Source organism: Methanosarcina sp. UBA289 (assembly GCA_002496565.1).
In the GTDB taxonomy this organism is placed as follows: Archaea; Halobacteriota; Methanosarcinia; order Methanosarcinales; family Methanosarcinaceae; genus Methanosarcina.
The window spans coordinates 140,901-159,482 of sequence record DAKJ01000015.1 but is presented as its reverse complement, the minus strand read 5'-3'; the positions used below and the strand labels follow the sequence as shown (position 1 = coordinate 159,482).

Here is an 18,582-nt window from a genome sequence, read left to right as displayed (position 1 = left end):
AGGAATGCTACATGTTCCTCCTTCACGAAAAAGGAGAAGCATTTTACCGGTTATCTCGCGCTCAAGCGTCTGGGTCCGGGCTCCGAAAAGCGGGATTATCCACCCGCACAAAAAGCTTGGGGACAGGGTAAGGGAAGGAGAAATTATCGGATTTGTTGTTGATCCGTTTAGCGAAGCAGGAGAAATTCCCGTGAAAACCGAGAAGAACGGCATCATTATAGGAAAAAATAACCTTCCACTAGTCAATGAAGGAGATGCATTTTTCCATATTGCGTGTTTTGAGAAGATAGAATTCGTGGAGTCGCAGCTTGAAGAATTTATGGATATGGGACAGAGTCCCTGGAACCTGTACGAAGCTAGAAAGTCCGAACAGGATTTAGAAAAAACCTGAATTCCCGTTCCTGGCTTTAATTTCGTTTCTATCTTTGTCTCTTCCTATTCTCATTTTTTCTTTTCTTACCATCCCTGAAAAATCTGAGGAGCCAAAATTAAAAAGTAGAATTTAGTGGAAGAAAGAGTAATTTCAATGTAAAAAATTTAAATCAAATCTATGTTTTTGCTATTTATTTAATCAATTCTTTCTCATAACTGTTTACTGTAGCGATTAAATTTTCTGAATAGTTATATATGTCGTTTAACTCATTTATTGGAGTTTTTTCAGCTTTTCTATCCTCATCGGCAAACAGCTCAAGATACTTCTGCCTTGTATTAAAATGCAATCTGCAAATGGGCTTTCTATTGTTATTATCCAGCAATATGCCACAGTAATTCTTTTTATCTCTCATAACTATCCTTTTTGGATCAACAGTCGAGTGAAGGATTGATTTTACAATGTAATATCCTTCTATCTCCTCTTCTGTTGTTGTGATATCATTGGCTTCTTTTGCAATCTCGGTATTTTCCTGCCCATCATTTTTATCTACAATTACTTCTGCAGGTTCTTCAGACATTGCAAATTTCAATCTCTCGTTGATTTTTTCATTTATATACTGGGATAGGGCATTCTTTGTAATGCCTGTGAACTTTTCACGGACATTCTGAGTAAAAGGCCCGGAATGTACCTGTTTTCCGAAATATTTTACAAAATCCTCTGATGGAGCATTAAATTCTCTTGCAAGGATTTGCTTTATCTCGCGGGTATACTTCAATTCGCAAGCTACAGAAGCCAGGTCACCGATATCAAAAGATTCTTTCCTGAATCTTTTAAGTTCATCTTTCTTTTAGGTTTTGCTTTGTTAAGTAGAAAAGAGATCATCCAGTAGTGATTTTGAAGTAAAAAGTGACTATATTACCCCAAAAGCAATGATATTACTTTTTTCTTGGAAAATTCTATGGAGTTGCTTTATTAAATTAAACTCGCAAAAGTTAAAAAACAATGAATAAGTTTATAAAAACTGTATATGAATCAGTTTAAAAATAAAAAAGGTTATTTAAAGGCTAATTTCGGTGTCAATATCGATAGGTTCTAAGATATCAAACTTCAGTGCTTTTTGCCTAAGCAAAACCGTTATCACTTCCTCTCAATTACTACCACAGTTCCTTTCATAGAAGGATGGATTGAGCAGTTATAATTATATGTTCCGGCATCCGTAAACAGAAATTCGTATGTGTCTCCATTCTCAAGTACCTTGGAATCAAAGGTAGGCCCTCTCACGGTATGAGCAATTGAATCCTTGTTCGCCCATCTTACGGTATCACCTGTCAGGATTTCTACTGACTCCGGGTTAAAGGCAGAATTCTGGATATCAACTTCGACGATCTTTCCTTCACCTGCTGCAGGTTGAGGCGTTGTGTTAGAAACCGGAACCACAGGCGTTTCAACCGGAGTTACTGCAGGCGTTTCAACCGGAGTTGCCGGTTTATTTCCTGCACATCCTATTGCCAGGAATATGCTAAGTAAAACTATGAAAATTACAAGTCCTCTTTTCACTCGTCTTCCCCCACAAAAATAAGTGCATTATAATTAATATCTTGAGATTATAATAGTTCCCACCAGGTTCTAAACATAGTTCCTTTATGATTTAATCTAGAATCACAGATTTTTAAAGATAAGTTTAGAATTATATTTATATAATTCACCTCTTTAGATAAACTATGATATTATATCGCCAAAAATTTATTTTTAAAATAAAAGATTAAGAAAATTGTAAAACGTTTTACACATAGAAAAGAATTTGTTTGGAAAATCAGATTCAAAGTCGATACTTATCTATTTTAGGGTCCTTCCAAATCATTGTTAAAACTAGGGATATAGAATGCTTATTTTGGGTAATAGATATGCGTTTAGAATTTTCCCAACAAAGTTACACTTTGAAAATTAATTTTTTAGTAAAATAACCGATAATACTCTTTAAAATTGATAAATAACCAATATAAAACCATTATTTGCTCACAATTTCTTTGATTTATGTCTGAGGCGCCTGATATCATTTTCATTTATACAAAATTCAATGATAAAAGCGAGGAAAAAATGATATTTAATCAATTAATTAAAGAACCTAAACCATCTAAATAGCAAATAGATCATTTAACTAATGTACCTTAATTGTGGAAGGACTGATAATATATTTAATTGAGAAAATAAGGTTTAATAATCCTTAAAAACTAATTTTTTGAGGGATCTGTATCCATTTGGAGTGATCATTTTTCAACTTGGCAATTATATTAAACCCACCCAAAATAGCGAAGAGCCTAACAGTTTAACTGGCTAAGAAAAGGATAATTTTCTCAAAAATTAGAGATAATTTTTAAAAGATACTCTCCTTGAAACTAAATTTCCAGGTAATTCCTATATGCCTTCTCAGCAAATACGGATTTTTGTACTAGAGTCAGATACTTTTGCCTTTCTGTTAGTGTTTTCGTCTTTCTGCTACAGAACTAAAACGTCACAGCTAGCTTCGTTACATTTAAAGATTATACATAACTTTACTGTAAAAGTTTTATACTATGGGCAGAATTCTGATCATTGCCTATTACCAAGGATAATTCAGGCTCAATTAGAATTACCGGATTACTCTGCCCATATTGTTTTTAGATAAAGTTTCTTCATTTACCTTTGCCAGGAGTTACATGGACTACTCCGCCACCTTCACCAGTAGTACCTGTAACATTTCTAGCTGGAGTTTGTGTCCCAGTTGGAGTTCCTAATTCGATTGGAGTCTTTTGTTCATGTTTCTTCTTTATAGTTATATTCTGTCCAGATACATTTGTTACATTCTCCTTTCCAGTTACATTTGTTACATTCTTCCCAGTTACATTTTCTACTCCCGTAACTGGAGTTACTTCTTTAACTGGAGTTACCTCTTCAACTGGAGTTACCTCTTTAACTGGAGTTACCCCTTTAACTGGAGTTGCGGTCTCATTTGGAGCTTTCTGACCGGCGCATCCTATTGCGAGGAATACACCGAACAATACTATCAATATGACAAGTGCTTTTCTCATATTTTCCCTCCACTCAAATAATGTGTTTTATAATAGTTGCTTTATAATTGATATTGAGGTTTTATAACAATTACTGCTAGATTCTGAACATAATTCTTCTTATGATCTGCCGTATAACACCCCTAGTATCTCTGAAAACAGGGATCTTCAGTTAAGTCAATACACTTCTCAATCTTCCGGTTTTACCTTCATTAGAACTACAAAAGAAGAATTTCAAAAAACGAGATTGAAAAATATACCAAATGTTTTGATAACCAGAAAAACAATTAAGCTCACTGATAGGAAAAAAGGATATAGAATGATCGAAAAAATAAAATCGTTTTTAAAGACTTTTTTCGTTAAAGTAAGAATTTTAGATAACTGATTTTTCAAGCATCTGATATCATTTACTTTTATATCTATTTTCTTTGCTGTAATATTTCTATCACTACATTATACGAGAGAATACTGATAGAAATACCTTCCCGGCAAAGATTAACTCATATGTTTCTTATTCGAGTTGCCAAACAAATTCACAGCTGCCACCTTATGCTTCTAAAAATTAGCATATAGAAGGCAAATTACACAATAAAGTACTTGGATTAAAGATAGAACACTGAATTACCTTGAGACAATTTAGTACCGATTTACCATTAAATAATATAGTAATTGTCTCAAGGAGTTACTTTGGTTACAGTGGTCCTAGTTGCAGTAGTATTATTACCTTTTATGGTGGTTCTATTTACAGTAGTATTATTTCCTTGTATAGTAGTCCTATTTACTCCCATAGCTGGAGTTACTTCTGTAACAGGAGTTTCTTTTATAACTTCAGTTACAGCTACGACTTCCTGAACCGGAGTTACAGCTTCAACGCCAGTTACTACCTTAACCTCAGTTACAGCCTCTACAGGAGTTCCTGTTTTATTTGGAGCCCCACCTTTCTGACCAGCACACCCTATTGCAAGGAATACGCCGAACAAAACTATCAATATAATAAGTGCTTTTCTCATATTTTTCCTCCACTCAAATAATGTGTTTTATAATAGATGCTTTATAATTGATATTGAGATTTTATAATAATTGCTGCTAGATTCTGAACATAATTCTCCTTAAATCAAAAATTCTGCATCGTTTTATCTCATTTCCATTGATAGTTCAGAAAGTATTCTCTTAAACCCACGAAACATAATATATAATTTTATGATTTTCGTTTTATACTGGATCTTTTAATTAATTTGAAATTGAGAGTCTTTGTCTTCTGCCTAGTTTCCTTAAATTATAATACAGGGAATTCCAATATTATTAAATGACTTTTATGACTTTTTGGGGGGAAGTCGTGAAAATAAAATCCATTAATCCTTATACTGAGGAGGTAAACTGGACATATGACTCGTTTTCTTTCGAGGAATGTGAGTCTAGAATTGAAAACTCTAGAGCCGCTTTTTCCGGGTGGAGTTCATTGTCTATTGAGGAAAGAACAAAATACTTTTCAAGGGCTGGTAAAGTCCTTCGTCAGAATTCTGAGATTTATGCCGAAATTATTACGAAGGAAATTGGAAAACCTATCAGGCAGTCAAGAGGCGAGATTGAAAAATGCGCCTGGATCTGTGATTATTACGCGGAAAACGCAGCCGAATTCCTGAAAGACGAGATTGTGGATACAGAGGCAGAGAAAAGTTACATAACTTTTGAGCCTCTTGGAGTAATTCTTGGGATTATGCCCTGGAATTTCCCCTTCTGGCAGGTCTTCAGGTTTGCAGTGCCGACAATATGTGCAGGAAATGTCTGTGTACTTAAACACGCTTCAAATGTTCCAAGATCAGCGTTGGAGATCGAAAAAGTATTTATTGAGGCTGGATTTCCAGAAAACGTATTTAATACCCTGTTAATTGACTCAAAAACTGCCATGGAAACTATTGAAGAAGAAATGATAGATGGGGTTTCGCTTACCGGCAGTATAGTCGCTGGCTCGGAAATAGGGGAGCTTGCAGGGGGATTGATCAAGCCTTTCGTACTTGAACTTGGGGGTTCGGATCCTTTTATAGTGCTTGAGGATGCTGATATAGAGAGGGCTGCGCAGACTGCCGTAAAGGCTCGTTTTCTCAATACCGGACAGAGTTGTGCTGCTAAGCGATTTATTGTCCTAGAGGATGTTGTTGTGGACTTTATCGAGGCATTTGAAATTGAAATGCAGGAACTGAAAATCGGTGACCCTATGAATGAGGAAACCGATATCGGACCTCTTGCAAAGAAAGAGTTTATAGAAAGTCTTGAAAAAGTCTTGAAAGACGCAAAAAAGAAAGGTGCAGAACCTCAAGTTTATGGAGAAGAGCACAATAAGGGCTTTTTTTTCAGGCCGACCATCATCCCTGCAGCCAGCACAGACATGAGGGTTTGCAATGTAGAGGTCTTCGGGCCTATTGCCCCGGTGATTACAGTAAAAGATGAGGATGAAGCCATTAAAGTCGCAAACTCCACAGAATTCGGGTTAGGAGCCGAGATATGGTCTGGAGATCTGGAAAGGGCTCAGAGGCTGGCAAAAAAGATAAAATCAGGAATTGTAGCCATTAATGGAATGGTTAAATCGGATCCGAGACTACCTTTTGGCGGAATAAAAAAATCCGGAATAGGACGAGAACTTTCACATTACGGGCTTAAAGAGTTTGTGAACATAAAGACGGTTGTGGTCAATAAGTGAGGCTTACAAGAGCTGAGGCTGATTGAAGCTTTATATTGAAAAAGAACCCAAAATTCATTAAGAAGAATCTCAGAAATTTATTTACACTTGAGAGTCTGCTTTCATGAAAGCTTCGGATCCTTTTTGTTGCCCAGCTTGAAGAAGAAGGCTTTGAATATATTTTCGGACTTCCAGGCGAAGAAAACCTTGACCTGCTCGAATCCACTGAGGACTTCCAGAATTAAACTGATTGTAACAAGATATGAACAGGCTGCGGCGTTCATGGCCGCAACGTGTGGGAAGCTGACAGGGAAGCAAGGGGTTTGCTTTTCGACGCTTGGCTCCAGTCACCAATCTTATTACAGGCATTGCCCAAGCACAGCTATAGGGGCTCCCTCTTATTTCCATAAAACTACTTGATATGGCGATTATCATAAGATCTATTACATTTTAGCTTATTTTAAGCCAACTTCAACGGCAAATAACAGGGAACTGTTGAGTAATGTATAGATTTTGTAATAAAACCTATGCATTAAAAAACAGTTATTTAATCGCATATTTTAATACGCTGAATGATAAGAAATAATTATTCCTTTCAGCTTATAAAATCTAAGATTATATCATAATCAATAGGGGAAATGATAAATAAAAACGATATTTTCTATATATAGAGAAATTAGGTCATTTGTCCATAAAATTTTCAGTAACTAGTAGATTACGCTACATTTAAAGTGTAAATAAAGGATAAGGGGGAAAATAAATGAATAAAAAGATGTTACTCTCTACGGTTTTAACTTTAGTAGGCACTGTTCTGATTTTAAGTCTAATTTCATCTGTGACATTGGCATCTGATGAGCAAGATGTTTCACCTACTGTACCACCTGCACATATGGGTATAAATGAAACCAATGTCTCTAATTTGAGAAATTTTAATAATATGGTTATAGCTACTGTTCCTGTAGGAAATCATCCTTACGGAGTTGCAGTAAACCCAAACGGAACAAACGTATATGTGACAAATTCCAATGACAACACTGTTTCTGTGATTGATACTGCCACAAACAATGTTACAGCCAATATAAATACAGGAATTGGTCCTGAAGGAATTGCAGTTAATCCAAATGGAACCAGGGTATACGTGACAAATGGGGGCAGCAACAACGTATCCGTGATTGACACAGCAACAAATAATGTTACAGCTACGGTAAATGTAGAAACTAGTCCTTATACAATTGCAGTAAGCCCTGATGGAAAACAGGCATATGTGACTAATTGGGGAAGCAACAATATTTCTGTAATTGACACAGCAAATAACACTGTTATAGTCAGAATACCTGTAGGAAATAGTCCATATGGAGTGGCAGCAAGCCCTGATGGGAAAAAGTTATATGTGGCAAACTATTGGAGCAACAGTATCTCAGTATATGACACAGCAAACAGCACGGTTACAACTGCAATAACAGGATTAAACAATCCTTATGGAGTTGCAATAAGCCCTGATGGAAAAAAGGCATATGTAACGAACTACGGCAGCGATAATGTCTCGGTAATTGATACAGCTAGTAATAATATCGCAGCCACAGTGAAAGTAGGATACTATCCCATTGGAGTTGCAGTCAACCCTTCGGGAACAAACTTATATGTAGCAAACTACGGCAGCAACACTGTTTCTGTAATTGACACAGCAACAAACAATGTTACAACTGCAGTGGGTGTAGGTCTCCATCCTTATGGAGTTGCAGTAAATCCAAACGGAACAAAGGTATATGTAACGAATTCAGATAGCAATACTGTTTCTGTAATTAATATAAGTTGATAACCAGGAAATCATGATGAGTAAAATTGCTTTGCATCTACCTTATTCTAGTAAGCGTATTATCAACATGAAAAACTAGGATAAAGGGAGATTGAATATTTAGAGCAGTCAGCTGGTACGGAATCCAAAATGAAGTTATTGGGATAAGACTTACACACTTGAACCGAAAAACATCAGCGTTAAGCCATCAAATGTCCAAAGTGTTATTTTAACCAATGATGGTTCTTGTGTTTGATTTTATATCGAGTGTGTAAGTCCTATGGAATAAGAAAGGGCTTTGCAAGTGTGGAATTCTATCAGTCAGTTGGGAGTTAAGTAAAAAGCGACTCAAATGGATTGAGTAATTTATTTCAGTCTTGATTTGCTATTAACGTGGTGAAAGGTTACCATTGGACTTTAGATTTAAACGCATATCTTATTGCTATTGATTAGAGAATACGAAAGACAGCCACAATTACCTCATCCACACCGGTCCCAACATTGCAGCCATCATGACTATTACCAAGATAACTATTAAGATAACAATTATCTTTTTTATGTCGTTTGTTATTTCCATCTACTCATACACCCACGACTAGTTACTGTTTCTCAGATAATATAACGTTCACATTCAAAAATTGAGTTTTCAGTTTTTCTGCATTCATTTATATACCAACCACATATTTCCCAACTATAGTTATCCTTACTAAAAGATACAGATATTATTATATAAATATATTATATAAATCAAAAAGAAACTTTGGTTCCGTTGCAAAAATTTCAGAATAAGAATGTAAATCTATGGATGATGAATCAAAGGCAAAATATCCAAAAAGAAGCAGTGAATCAGGAAATAATGAGCTCTATAATTCTTTAGTGCTTACTCACAAATGAAGGCAGCAGGATTTAGATATGTTGACTGTTTATGAAAATCTCGCAACCTCACCATAATGGCTGCAACCAAATTTTGAAAGGGGCCTTGTTGTTGTTTCCTCTTAATGTTCCAAGAAGATGTAGTACAACCTTACATAGGAGATGTACATAGTTTCTAACCATCTCTTAAGTAGCATTTGCTTTGCTAGTTCCATATTGTGATAACAAGATTAAATATTTTTTAACCTTATTGGAGAGCTTTGAGGATTTCATCCGTTTTTCGTACCCTGCCGATTCTTTTGAATATGAAGTTTACAGCTGCTTTGTGTTGTTCCTCGGAGCTGGAAGTAATGGCATCTTCGGCAAAGATCTGTTGAAATCCATACTCATAGGCAAAACGTGCTGTACTCTCAACACCAAAGTCGGTCGCAATTCCGCAGAGTACGATTGTGTTCATTCCACGCCGCCGCAGTTGGAGTTCCAGATCTGTCCCATAAAAGGCTCCCCACTGCCTTTTGGCTATAACAATATCCTTTGAAGTAGGAGACATTTCAGGCACAAATTCAGACCAGTCAGGAGACGGGGCTGAGGAACTCAATAATGACTCATCACTTAAGACATTGAGCATCGTTTCTTTTGTAATTATAACATGCACAAGAAATATGGGCATATCGTGTTTCCGAAATATGTTTACAAGCTTTGAGGCATTTTTTATAACGTCTTGTGCAAGATAAGGCTTTGTTGGCTGTGCGACTATCCCCTTTTGCAAGTCTATGACCACAAGAGCTGTTTTGGCTTTATCAATAGTCAGTTCCTGCATACCATCACCATATCAAATACTAGCATCAAACTACTTATTCGCTCCGTTGGCGAATTATGCGTCGTTTCAGTGCCGATAGTTATGGAGAAAATCTGTAATTAGAGTCTGTCTGTTATCGATTGTCTCCTGTTTCCGGCAGAGTCGCAGCCTATTTTCATGGATACTTCTGCATATTCTCGCGCTGGCATAATTTGCTCCAAGCATATCCTTGAAGCCTGCCTGCTTCATGGAACAAAAAACGAGAGTTAAGTCTTTAGACATGATTTATCACATTCATGAACGATGCTACATTAGGATTTTTTGGAGCGATTTTTGGTTCAATATTAGGAAGCTATCTTACTTATCGTTCCACAGATCAATTAAATAAAGAGCAACAATTAAATGAATTAAAGAATATCGCAAAAGCAATGGACATAAATTTTGAAAGCTTCAGTAATTCAGAACTTGTAAAATATGCTGAATTATACGTTAAGCAACGGTCCAAGAGACAGCCAAATTCATTCATTTCAGAGGAGCAGTTATACGTTCCAATAGATCCCTTATATCTACCAACTGACATTTATTTCACATTTAAACACGATATCAGTAAGTTTGATTATAATTTGTCATCTAACATATACCAGTTTTATACTGATCTATTTAAAGCAGAAATGAATCGTCATTATATACAAAATAACAATATGAACCGTGATTCAGGCAAACAAATGATATGTACGATTAAACAGCAAGACATGGAAGCAAATATAATATCATGTAGTAACAAAATCTCAAATATCAGGCTTCAATTAAAAAAGATATATGAAGAATAATTTCCGTCCAAAGAATGGAAGATATCTTGGAATACTCAACTTGGTCAATATGGAGCGCTATGAATTTTCAAATTTATGTCTACAATTCAGATGGATCACTCAAAAATGTAGTTGCAAAATGTTATTGATGAGAGTTCCTATAATAAATGGTCTGGAAACTATTACTTCATGATAAACACTGAACAACCGTATGAAATAACAGTAGAATGAAAGTATATGCTAAAGAAAAGGATAAAAATTAAAAAGCAAAAATGAAAAGAAATATAAAATTGGAATAGTAAAGGAAAATTTACTGAAATTTCATTTACTGAAAATTACATAAACCGCTCAAATCTTTCCTTTCTCGCTTTACATATAGGACAAACTCCAGGTGGTTCGTCCATAGCACAGAGATATCCACAAACTTTACATCTCCATACCGGTTTTGAAAGTTTCCCTGTAAACTCCATACTCTCCATCATCTCGGTTCTTTTCTTTTCTTCTTCTCTTTCGGCGTCCCTCTGGGCTTTTGGAGGGCGCCTTTCAGGAATCGATTCGACTATTCTTTCTCCCCGGATAACCTCGTCCGAAACATAAAGTGCACAGTAACAAGCTCCGTAATCGTTAAGGTCGGGATCTCTATAGTAGCAGGGACATACAATGTCCAGGTCCTCTTCAAGATTATTGGCCGAAAGCCTGCAAGGACAGGACCAGTAGCCGTACCGCCGTTCATTGGCGAGCAGCCCTCGTACAAGTTCCTTTGTGAACTCAACGTCAGGGTTGAGGTGATACCCTGATTTCTCAACCTGGTCATTCAAACGCCTGTAGACTTTGTCCACCAATTCGTCACTTATGTCTTCTTCGGCGGCTTCATCTTCTTTCAACCCAACTCCCCCTTAAACAAAACTTTTCCAAAAAAGTTTTATCAAAGACTATTTCATTTAGTCTAAATTTATGTTTAAAACCCCAGAGCTTCGCGGATTTCTTTTTCCTTAAAACCCACAATTGCCTTCTCTCCGTTTATAACAGTTGTCGGGAAAGAAGTTGAAGGATTGAAGCGTCTGATTTCCTCAACAACCTGGCCCTCTTCATCTTCTTCAAGCTTATCCACGTATATAAAGTCGAAATCTACGCCAAGATCGGTAAGTAGTTTCTTTGTCTTTTTGCACCATACACAGGTGCTAAGGCCATACATTACAACTTTACCCCTGTCAATTCCAGAGATGTGAGCTCCTTTCTCCTTATCCAGAGTAGATACATCCATTCGGTTAACCCCCGATCACAATAAAGTTATGGCAGTACGCCTATGAGTACTTTACCTCAAAATCACATTTTTTCCTGATCTCGCCGGCAAATTGAAGCTAGTGCAGACTGTACGTTCCGTAAATTACTTATAAGAAAATATAGACAAAATGAGATGCAGGAAGATTTCCTGCCTTATATTTTACTTTATCAAGCCCATCCGGACATACCAGTCGTAATCATGGGCAAACTTTTCTTTATTAGATTTTACAAGCTGACAGAAATATTCTGTGTTCTGGCGGTGGAGTTCCTCCTGATCCGGATATGTGATTTCGCCACGAATCGACTTTACCAGATTCTTACCAAGTTCTTCGGCAGTTCCCGCAGCCTGCTGAGGTGCTGCCGGGTCTCCCCCCATCACGACGCCAAGACCTCCGACAACAGTAACGCCCATATTTGTGAGCACACTGTTCATGTAGTCTACTACAACATCTGCTTTGTTTCCTCCTGCCGTGGATACGGAGCATCCGAACTTTCCGGCTAGCATCTGACAGTGAACGACATCTGAAAGCCGGTCAAAGAAGGCTTTCATAGGCGCAGGAACCGAGTTAATATAATTAGGAGCACCAAAAACGATTCCATCGGAATTCACGATTCTGTCAAAAAGTTCCTCAAAGTCATCGATCTGGGGACACTCCCCTGTAGCATAACAGGCTCCGCACCCTGTGCAGTACTCTATTTGCAGTTTATAGAGATCTATCAACTCGACATCCGCGCCTTCGGACTCAGCGCCTTTGATCACGGACTTTACCAGTTGAAGGGTATTACTTTCATTTCCTCTCGGACTTGCGTTAATTCCAAGAACTTTCACGATTATCACCTTGATTAAATTAGTTACGCAATGGTTAAATGAATTACACAGGATTAACGTATTATTTTTTGCCTTTCTCAGATATATTGGCGTGAACTATAGGACTCCTTTTCCCTCTTACCAGGGATGCGAATATTCCAATAATGCAGAACACTGTAAACAGAATGAAAGCATAATGCAGGCTTAAAACGAACTGGGGATAATATTCAGGCGTAATCTCCACAGGGCCGATAACTATCGCAAAGATCATCATTGCTATACCCATCGAAAGCATCTGGCCAAGGAGCCGCATAGTCCCGTTCATTCCCGATGCGACGCCGTAGAATCTCTTATCGACCGAGCTCATGATTGCATTCGTGTTAGGAGGCGAAAAAAGTCCGAAGCCTATACCAAGAATAACCAGGGTAATAATAAGGTGCCAGATAGGAGTTGTTTCTGTAAGGAAAATAAGAAGGAAGAGCCCAAGCGCAGTAAATGTCATTCCGGCAGATGCGACAATCCGTGGTTCAATCTTGTCAGAAAGCCGGCCGGCAATTGGTGAAACCATAGCCATAATAACTGGCTGTGCTACTAGGATAAGCCCTGCATTTTCGGGCGTGAAGCCTTTTGTGTACTGGAGATCGAGGCTTAAAAGAAATGTCACTGCATAAGTAGCACTGTAATTGATGAGTGCAGATAAGTTAGAAAAGGCAAAAATTCGATTGTTTGTCAGGAGCGAAATATCAAGAACTGGAGAAGGTATTCTCATCTCATACAGAGCAAAAACAATAACCCCGATAATTCCCACGGCTAATAAGGCAGCCCCTTTAAAGTCCGGCAGAACTGAAAAACCGTACATGACTGCAACTACCGCTACACTATATATGATTGAACCTGTCAGGTCGAACTTCTGTCCTCTGCATTCAGCCCATTCACCTTTAATCTTCCATAAGGTTAGGAGAATTGCTGTAATACCTATAGGGACATTTACGAAGAAAATGCTCCTCCAGCCAAGATATTGTGTCATCGCACCTCCAAGTAGGGGACCAACAGAAAGCCCAATGTAAACTGCAGTAATATAAATACCAAGAGCTTTCCCACGCTCACCAGGTGGGAAGACAGAGGTAACGATAGCAACACTTGTCCCAAAGATCATGGCACTCCCGATACCCTGGACGACTCGTAGTCCAATTAGCAGTTCTGTTGAAGTAACCATAGTCATAATTAAAGACGAAATGCTGAAGATCGCAATACCACAGAGAAAAACCTTCTTCCTTCCATAAATGTCAGCGATTTTTCCGAAAGGAACAAGAAATAGTGCTGATGAAAGGAGATATGCAGTAGCAACCCACGAGAGGGAAATTGAGTTCATATGAAATTCATTCCCAATTGCGGGCAAGGCAATATTTACTGCCGAACCATCAAAAGGAGTAAGAAATCCCGAAAGTATCGCAATGAAGAGCACAATCTGTTTCTCTATACCACCAACAGGAGCATTAGGAGTATGGCAGATTTCCGGGGTTTTGGTAGAGAGTCCGGAGTTAATTTTTTCTATTTCCATGTATATCACTAATTAGAAGGGTCATTATCTGTAGTCTGCACAGTGTCAGAAAAATCGTATCGATTTCTTTGAAGGATAGATTACTTCAGAGGCAATTTCCTTCATAATACTTTTCCTAATTATGATTGACTAGCCGGCCATTAGTGCAACTTGTTTCTGGTTTTGATCAAATTTTTCTAAAAAATTTGTGGTCAAGCCTCCCCCGGAAAGGTTGCGAGTAAGCCTTTTGTGAAAATATTTACAATAAACTTGAGAACATAAATTAAACTATGAGAATGAATAATTATTAAAAAGGGACGCTTCGGAATTAAGATTACCCGCAAATTTTACCTTCAGTACTGTTTAAAATCGCATAGCGCTCAAAAGAAATTAATGGTTCAGAAGAAGTAATTTAAGATTAAATTTACAGCTTAAGGTTAAGCTTTCAAAAATTAAAAGAATGAAAATCATAAGAACAAACTTAGAAGATGAAGGCGATCAAGTTAAATATATAAATTGACGGATTAAGTCGTAACTCTATGTTTATATGAAAACTAGGATGGATTAAGCCATTTAATTATGAGTTGTTAAACTCTAAGCCATTATTAAATTATGAGTTGTTAAACTCTAAGCCATTAAGTTATGGCTGTATGAAGATTATAGAGGTTATAGACTTACAATGAATGAAATAATTATCTGGATATTAATTGTACTCTGCCTGACGCAGTCCGCTATTTTCTCAGGTATGACAATCGGGCTTTTCAGCCTTGGAAGACTCAGGCTTGAGATTGAGGCAGAAGCAGACAATAAAGAGGCTCTCAAGATTCTGCAAATCCGGCGGGATTCCAACTTCCTGCTGACGACACTACTCTGGGGAAATATAGCTGTAAACGTTCTAATTGCTCAGCTTACAGGTTCCGTGCTGACAGGGGCCGCAGCTTTCCTCTTCTCTACTTTCGTAATAACCAGTTTTGGAGAGATTGTCCCCCAGGCATATTTTTCCCGAAACGCCCTGTCACTCGGAGCAAAGCTAACTCCTCTGGTTCGCTTCTACCAGATGCTGCTTTATCCAGTAGCCAAGCCCACAGCTCTTATTCTTGACTGGTGGTTAGGCAGGGAAAAACTCGAACTCTTCAAGGAGCAGTCTATGCGGATTATGCTTGAAAAGCACATAGAGTCTGGGAAGTCCGATATCGGCGCTTTTGAAGGGATAGGAGCCCTGAACTTTCTTTCCATAGACGATGTCAACATTTCCGACGAAGGCTCGCTAATAGACCAGAGAAGCATAATCTCTCTCCCGGTGGAAAATAACCGTCCGGTATTTCCTTCTTTCAAAAGGGAACCAACCGATCCTTTTCTGCAAAAGATAGAAGCCTCCGGGAAAAAATGGGTAGTCATTACCAACCCTCAGGATGAGCCTGTCATGGTGCTTGATGCGGATGGTTTCTTGAGAGATGCAGTCTACAAGAAGGGCCCATTCATTCCGCTTTCTTATTGCCATTTCCCGGTCGTTGTGAGATCTCCTAAGACCAGGCTTGAAAAAGTAATTAGGCAATTCAAAGTGTATCCGCAATATCCTGAAGACGATGTAATTGACCAGGACCTTATCCTTTACTGGGACCAGGAGAAAAGAATTATTACGGGCTCGGATATTCTTGGCAGGTTGCTGCGGGGAATTGTAGTGGAATGTGAACTGCCATCAGGATGTGAACTGCCTGTTCCGCCTTCCAAACCCGGAGTTGTCCGAGGGAGAACTCTGAGAAGAGGAAAGAAAAAAGAAAGCGAAAAACAGAAAAAAGAATAAAAATAGAAAAGGGAGTAAAAAGGAGTAAAAATAGAAAAGGGAGTAAAAAGGAGTAAAAATTGCAAAAGAATCTTTTTACTCCTTTTTTAGTTCTTTATACCCTTTTTACTTATTTTATTTCTTGTCTCTACTCTTTTTATCCGTTTATTAATCTTCGTATGCAGGAAGCGTTATAACGCCTATCTCCGGAAGTGGGTAACCCACAGCGAAGTGGTAAAGGTCCTGGAACTCAAGTCCTTTGAGCCCTATGGCGTCATGCAAAGGATCATCGAAGAAACACCCAATCCCGCAGCCTCTGAGGCCATTTGCTTCGGCTTCAAGGTAAAGAAGTTGTCCTAGAATTCCGCATTCCCAGAAAAGGTAAGGATATATCCAGGCTCCGAATCTGTTCAAAGGCTCTTTGAATTCCGAGAGCATGCAGGCAGTAAAACAGGCATCGGCAGCTTTTCGCTGGGCACAGGAAAGCTGGGCTGCAAAAGAGTGCAGGGTTTCTTCCATCAGCAGGTAAAACTCAAGGTCTGAAGGGCAATTTTTCGGTTTTTCCCATAAAAAGTCAGGCCTGATAGCAGCTTTAAATCTCTCTTTTTCCTCGGGTTTGCGAAGGAAAATATAAAGTCCAGGAAGAAGATCCTTTACGCGGTTTACGAACAGAAGCAGGTGAGTAAAGGAACCAAAAGCAAGGGTATTGAAAATCGGATTATTTTCCGGAAGGGTTCTTTGCAGCATTGCATAGAAAATTTCTTTTTCCATGTATGCGCTATTATCCATTTCAATAGCGCTTCTCCTTCCGCGGATAACGCTGCGTAGGGGCACGGTTTCGAGTTCGGGCCGGTTCTTAAAACTGCTGGATTTCAGGGATGAGATGGCTTGCATTCCGGATTTCATTTTTTCTTCTGCTTCTTCTTTATTCTCAAAGTAATCTGTTCCCTTCTTTTGAGCTGCTGAGGCTGCCTTTTCGATACCAACCCATTCAACATGCTCTGGGCTTAAACTGTTAGGAACGCCTTCCCAGGAAAGATTCCTAAAAGTAGGAATAGCGCTGGAAGGAATCCTGCCTCTGTTACAGGTTTCTCCTGCCGGATAGACCGCAAGCAGACAGGCAGGCTCCTGTTTTTCAGGGCCTTTCTCTTCGGAGATGCCAAGAAGCACTGCAATTTCTTCTGAACCCATGTCAGCAAGAAGGCTTGTTTTCCAGCCGAGCCCGGCAGCAGCAAAAGTGAGCGCAGCAATTGCATGCCCCAGATCATGCTGTGCATATCGAAAGGCTCTAAGTCCGTATTTCCAAGAAACTCGCCAGAAAATTGAACTAAGGCCTACGAAAAAAGTGCCTTCAGGAAAACCCGAACTTAGCAGCTCCCAGGTTTTCCTAGGAAATTCGGCTCTTAGTTCAAGGGCATGAAGCAAAGGAGCATAATGGAAGACAGACGGATTTTTCAGAAACCCTTTAACAGGGCCGGAGAGAAGGTAAACCTCGGCAGGATGAAGGTTTCCGCTTGAGGGATTGACACGAAGAGGCCATTTTGTACCTCCTGCCATTTTCCAGGCAGAGATGGCAAAACTGTCAAAAAAGAGCCTGGAAATCGATTCCGCATTCAACTCAAACGGCTTTAGTTTTTCCGGTGAGAAAGCCTGTTCATAGGCAGGAAAAAGCTCAGCTTTTATTTGCTCATCGCTCCAGATTTCCAGATTTAAAAGTCGAGTTCCATGATAATTAAGGAAGGGATCTGGCTTGAGAGGCAGATCCAAGTGGTGAGGACCCGGAGCATAAGCTTTAAAGTTGTGTTTACTTTCCTGGTGATAAGCCAGTATGGTTTCAAGTTCCACTGTCATAATAAGCACACCCGATAACCGGAGAGATCGAATTCTCAGACAACTTTTTCGGTAAAGAAGATCTGCTTTTTCGATGAAGGAGATCTGTATTTTGGATCTTTGATGAGAATTAAGCTTTTTTCAGGGCCTCAAGTATGGCTTTTCCAAAAGCCTCAGCACTTGCAGGATCTCGCCCTGTGACCACCCTACCCGAAATCACCACCTCCCTGTCCAGATAGACAGCTCCATGTTCCTTAAGTTCGCTGACCGTATCCGGGCTTTTGAAGACTGTGCTCTCTTTGCCCTTCAAGATACCCGTTCTTGCCAGTACCACAGGGGAAATACAGATTGCTGAGATTACTTTTTTCTGGGCATCCGCTTCCTTTAAGAGTTTCTGCAGAGCTTTGTTATCCCACAGGTATTTTCTTGAACCTGAGCCTCCTGTGATTACTATTGCATCGTAGTCGTCAACTCTGGCGTCCGAGATCTTGATATCAGGCTTGGTTGTGCCTCCGAGCATCCCTTTTGCAGTTTTCGTAGCTTCGGCTGCAACAGTAACTTTTACTCCTGCAGCCTCAAAAATCTGTTTTGGAACAAAACATTCCTCGTCTCTGAACTGTTCTTGGGCGATTACAATTAGGATCTTCTTGCCTTCGTATTCGGTTTCTGTCATGTGGGAATCTTCCTGTAAGCTTGAAAATTAAGAATCGAATAAATAAGAAGTGAAATGGTGCAGTAACCCTGTTCCTAAAGGATATGTTCATGAAAATATAAATGGATGCTTCTTATAAGGATAAGGAACCGGAGGAAAAGTGAAAGGAACCGAAAAATGGAGTAAGAGCTTAAGAAAGTATTTAAGAAACTTGAAAAAAGAAATAAAAAGCTGAGAATGCCTGAAAAACAATGGAAGGAGTCTAAGAACTTCTGAATAGATTTAAGGAAAAAATCAGTTATAAAACATGTT

At 38.7% G+C, this 18,582-nt stretch carries 17 protein-coding genes and 1 pseudogene; 6 read left to right on the top strand and 12 right to left on the bottom strand.

The genetic code is table 11. From position 1 onward, the window contains the following. Window positions 1-4: 4 nt before the first annotated feature. Window positions 5-391 carry a succinylglutamate desuccinylase/aspartoacylase family protein gene (locus BP549_RS05030; protein ID WP_292378663.1) on the top strand — a complete coding sequence of 129 codons (387 nt, stop codon included), beginning with the start codon at window positions 5-7 and terminating at the stop codon, window positions 389-391. A gap of 172 nt (window positions 392-563) precedes the next feature. Here BP549_RS05030 and BP549_RS05025 read toward each other — a convergent pair whose 3' ends face one another. From BP549_RS05025 to BP549_RS05010, 4 genes are all read right to left on the bottom strand, one after another. Then, window positions 564-950: a hypothetical protein gene (locus BP549_RS05025; RefSeq protein ID WP_292374499.1), complete on the bottom strand. Its 387-nt coding sequence runs from the start codon at window positions 948-950 to the stop codon at window positions 564-566. 560 nt (window positions 951-1,510) lie between these two features. Continuing rightward, on the bottom strand, window positions 1,511-1,930 hold the full coding sequence (locus BP549_RS05020) for a cupredoxin domain-containing protein (RefSeq protein ID WP_292378660.1): 420 nt from the start codon (window positions 1,928-1,930) through the stop codon (window positions 1,511-1,513). Window positions 1,931-3,045: 1,115 nt separating this feature from the next. Further along, window positions 3,046-3,441 carry a hypothetical protein gene (locus BP549_RS05015; protein WP_292378658.1) on the bottom strand — a complete coding sequence of 132 codons (396 nt, stop codon included), beginning with the start codon at window positions 3,439-3,441 and terminating at the stop codon, window positions 3,046-3,048. Between the two features lie 653 nt (window positions 3,442-4,094). Continuing rightward, window positions 4,095-4,430 carry a hypothetical protein gene (locus BP549_RS05010; protein ID WP_292374502.1) on the bottom strand — a complete coding sequence of 112 codons (336 nt, stop codon included), beginning with the start codon at window positions 4,428-4,430 and terminating at the stop codon, window positions 4,095-4,097. A gap of 326 nt (window positions 4,431-4,756) precedes the next feature. Between BP549_RS05010 and BP549_RS05005 the strand changes: the two genes are divergently transcribed. From BP549_RS05005 to BP549_RS04995, 3 genes and pseudogenes are all read left to right on the top strand, one after another. Then, window positions 4,757-6,118 (top strand): NAD-dependent succinate-semialdehyde dehydrogenase, encoded by a 1,362-nt coding sequence (locus tag BP549_RS05005; RefSeq protein WP_292378656.1) that lies wholly within the window; start codon window positions 4,757-4,759, stop codon window positions 6,116-6,118. A gap of 103 nt (window positions 6,119-6,221) precedes the next feature. Beyond that, window positions 6,222-6,482, top strand: a pseudogene (locus BP549_RS05000) (thiamine pyrophosphate-binding protein); the annotation flags it as partial. Window positions 6,483-6,857: 375 nt separating this feature from the next. Beyond that, complete coding sequence (locus tag BP549_RS04995; protein WP_292378655.1) at window positions 6,858-7,913, top strand: beta-propeller fold lactonase family protein; 1,056 nt, start codon at window positions 6,858-6,860, stop codon at window positions 7,911-7,913. Between the two features lie 1,099 nt (window positions 7,914-9,012). On the opposite strand, the gene BP549_RS04990 is transcribed toward BP549_RS04995, so the two are convergent. Together BP549_RS04990 and BP549_RS04985 are read right to left on the bottom strand one after the other, a co-directional pair. Beyond that, window positions 9,013-9,585: a hydrolase gene (locus tag BP549_RS04990; protein WP_292378650.1), complete on the bottom strand. Its 573-nt coding sequence runs from the start codon at window positions 9,583-9,585 to the stop codon at window positions 9,013-9,015. Between the two features lie 66 nt (window positions 9,586-9,651). Next, entirely contained in the window at window positions 9,652-9,846 is a 195-nt protein-coding gene (locus BP549_RS04985) for a hypothetical protein (RefSeq protein WP_292374513.1), read from the bottom strand. A gap of 14 nt (window positions 9,847-9,860) precedes the next feature. On the opposite strand from BP549_RS04985, the gene BP549_RS04980 reads away from it, so the two are divergent. Then, window positions 9,861-10,394 (top strand): hypothetical protein, encoded by a 534-nt coding sequence (locus BP549_RS04980; RefSeq protein WP_292378648.1) that lies wholly within the window; start codon window positions 9,861-9,863, stop codon window positions 10,392-10,394. 314 nt (window positions 10,395-10,708) lie between these two features. On the opposite strand, the gene BP549_RS04975 is transcribed toward BP549_RS04980, so the two are convergent. The 4 genes from BP549_RS04975 to BP549_RS04960 all read right to left on the bottom strand — a co-directional run bounded on the left by BP549_RS04975 (window position 10,709) and on the right by BP549_RS04960 (window position 14,026). Beyond that, a complete protein-coding gene (locus tag BP549_RS04975) occupies window positions 10,709-11,257 on the bottom strand; it encodes a ferredoxin-thioredoxin reductase catalytic domain-containing protein (RefSeq protein ID WP_292378646.1) in 549 nt (182 codons plus the stop codon). Window positions 11,258-11,331: 74 nt separating this feature from the next. After that, window positions 11,332-11,637: a glutaredoxin family protein gene (locus BP549_RS04970; RefSeq protein WP_292374518.1), complete on the bottom strand. Its 306-nt coding sequence runs from the start codon at window positions 11,635-11,637 to the stop codon at window positions 11,332-11,334. 180 nt (window positions 11,638-11,817) lie between these two features. Next, the gene (locus BP549_RS04965) at window positions 11,818-12,486 is read right to left on the bottom strand and encodes a flavodoxin family protein (RefSeq protein WP_292378644.1); all 669 of its coding nucleotides are present in this window, start codon (window positions 12,484-12,486) and stop codon (window positions 11,818-11,820) included. Window positions 12,487-12,547: 61 nt separating this feature from the next. Then, complete coding sequence (locus BP549_RS04960) at window positions 12,548-14,026, bottom strand: MFS transporter (protein ID WP_292374522.1); 1,479 nt, start codon at window positions 14,024-14,026, stop codon at window positions 12,548-12,550. Window positions 14,027-14,684: 658 nt separating this feature from the next. On the opposite strand from BP549_RS04960, the gene BP549_RS04955 reads away from it, so the two are divergent. Then, complete coding sequence (locus tag BP549_RS04955) at window positions 14,685-15,809, top strand: DUF21 domain-containing protein (RefSeq protein WP_292378642.1); 1,125 nt, start codon at window positions 14,685-14,687, stop codon at window positions 15,807-15,809. A gap of 147 nt (window positions 15,810-15,956) precedes the next feature. Here BP549_RS04955 and BP549_RS04950 read toward each other — a convergent pair whose 3' ends face one another. Both BP549_RS04950 and BP549_RS04945 read right to left on the bottom strand, forming a co-directional pair. Then, the gene (locus tag BP549_RS04950; RefSeq protein WP_292378639.1) at window positions 15,957-17,639 is read right to left on the bottom strand and encodes a nitroreductase family protein; all 1,683 of its coding nucleotides are present in this window, start codon (window positions 17,637-17,639) and stop codon (window positions 15,957-15,959) included. Window positions 17,640-17,748: 109 nt separating this feature from the next. Next, window positions 17,749-18,291 (bottom strand): DJ-1/PfpI family protein, encoded by a 543-nt coding sequence (locus tag BP549_RS04945; RefSeq protein ID WP_292378637.1) that lies wholly within the window; start codon window positions 18,289-18,291, stop codon window positions 17,749-17,751. Window positions 18,292-18,582: the final 291 nt, after the last annotated feature.

Coding starts and splice junctions, on each gene's coding strand:
- BP549_RS04980 (WP_292378648.1), top strand. CDS start 9,861: ATGAACGATGCTACATTAGGATTTTTTGGAGCGATTTTTGGTTCAATA.
- BP549_RS04950 (WP_292378639.1), bottom strand. CDS start 17,639: ATGACAGTGGAACTTGAAACCATACTGGCTTATCACCAGGAAAGTAAA.
- BP549_RS04945 (WP_292378637.1), bottom strand. CDS start 18,291: ATGACAGAAACCGAATACGAAGGCAAGAAGATCCTAATTGTAATCGCC.
- BP549_RS04970 (WP_292374518.1), bottom strand. CDS start 11,637: ATGGATGTATCTACTCTGGATAAGGAGAAAGGAGCTCACATCTCTGGA.
- BP549_RS05015 (WP_292378658.1), bottom strand. CDS start 3,441: ATGAGAAAAGCACTTGTCATATTGATAGTATTGTTCGGTGTATTCCTC.
- BP549_RS04995 (WP_292378655.1), top strand. CDS start 6,858: ATGAATAAAAAGATGTTACTCTCTACGGTTTTAACTTTAGTAGGCACT.
- BP549_RS04985 (WP_292374513.1), bottom strand. CDS start 9,846: ATGTCTAAAGACTTAACTCTCGTTTTTTGTTCCATGAAGCAGGCAGGC.
- BP549_RS04960 (WP_292374522.1), bottom strand. CDS start 14,026: ATGGAAATAGAAAAAATTAACTCCGGACTCTCTACCAAAACCCCGGAA.
- BP549_RS05025 (WP_292374499.1), bottom strand. CDS start 950: ATGTCTGAAGAACCTGCAGAAGTAATTGTAGATAAAAATGATGGGCAG.
- BP549_RS05030 (WP_292378663.1), top strand. CDS start 5: ATGCTACATGTTCCTCCTTCACGAAAAAGGAGAAGCATTTTACCGGTT.
- BP549_RS04955 (WP_292378642.1), top strand. CDS start 14,685: ATGAATGAAATAATTATCTGGATATTAATTGTACTCTGCCTGACGCAG.
- BP549_RS04990 (WP_292378650.1), bottom strand. CDS start 9,585: ATGCAGGAACTGACTATTGATAAAGCCAAAACAGCTCTTGTGGTCATA.
- BP549_RS05010 (WP_292374502.1), bottom strand. CDS start 4,430: ATGAGAAAAGCACTTATTATATTGATAGTTTTGTTCGGCGTATTCCTT.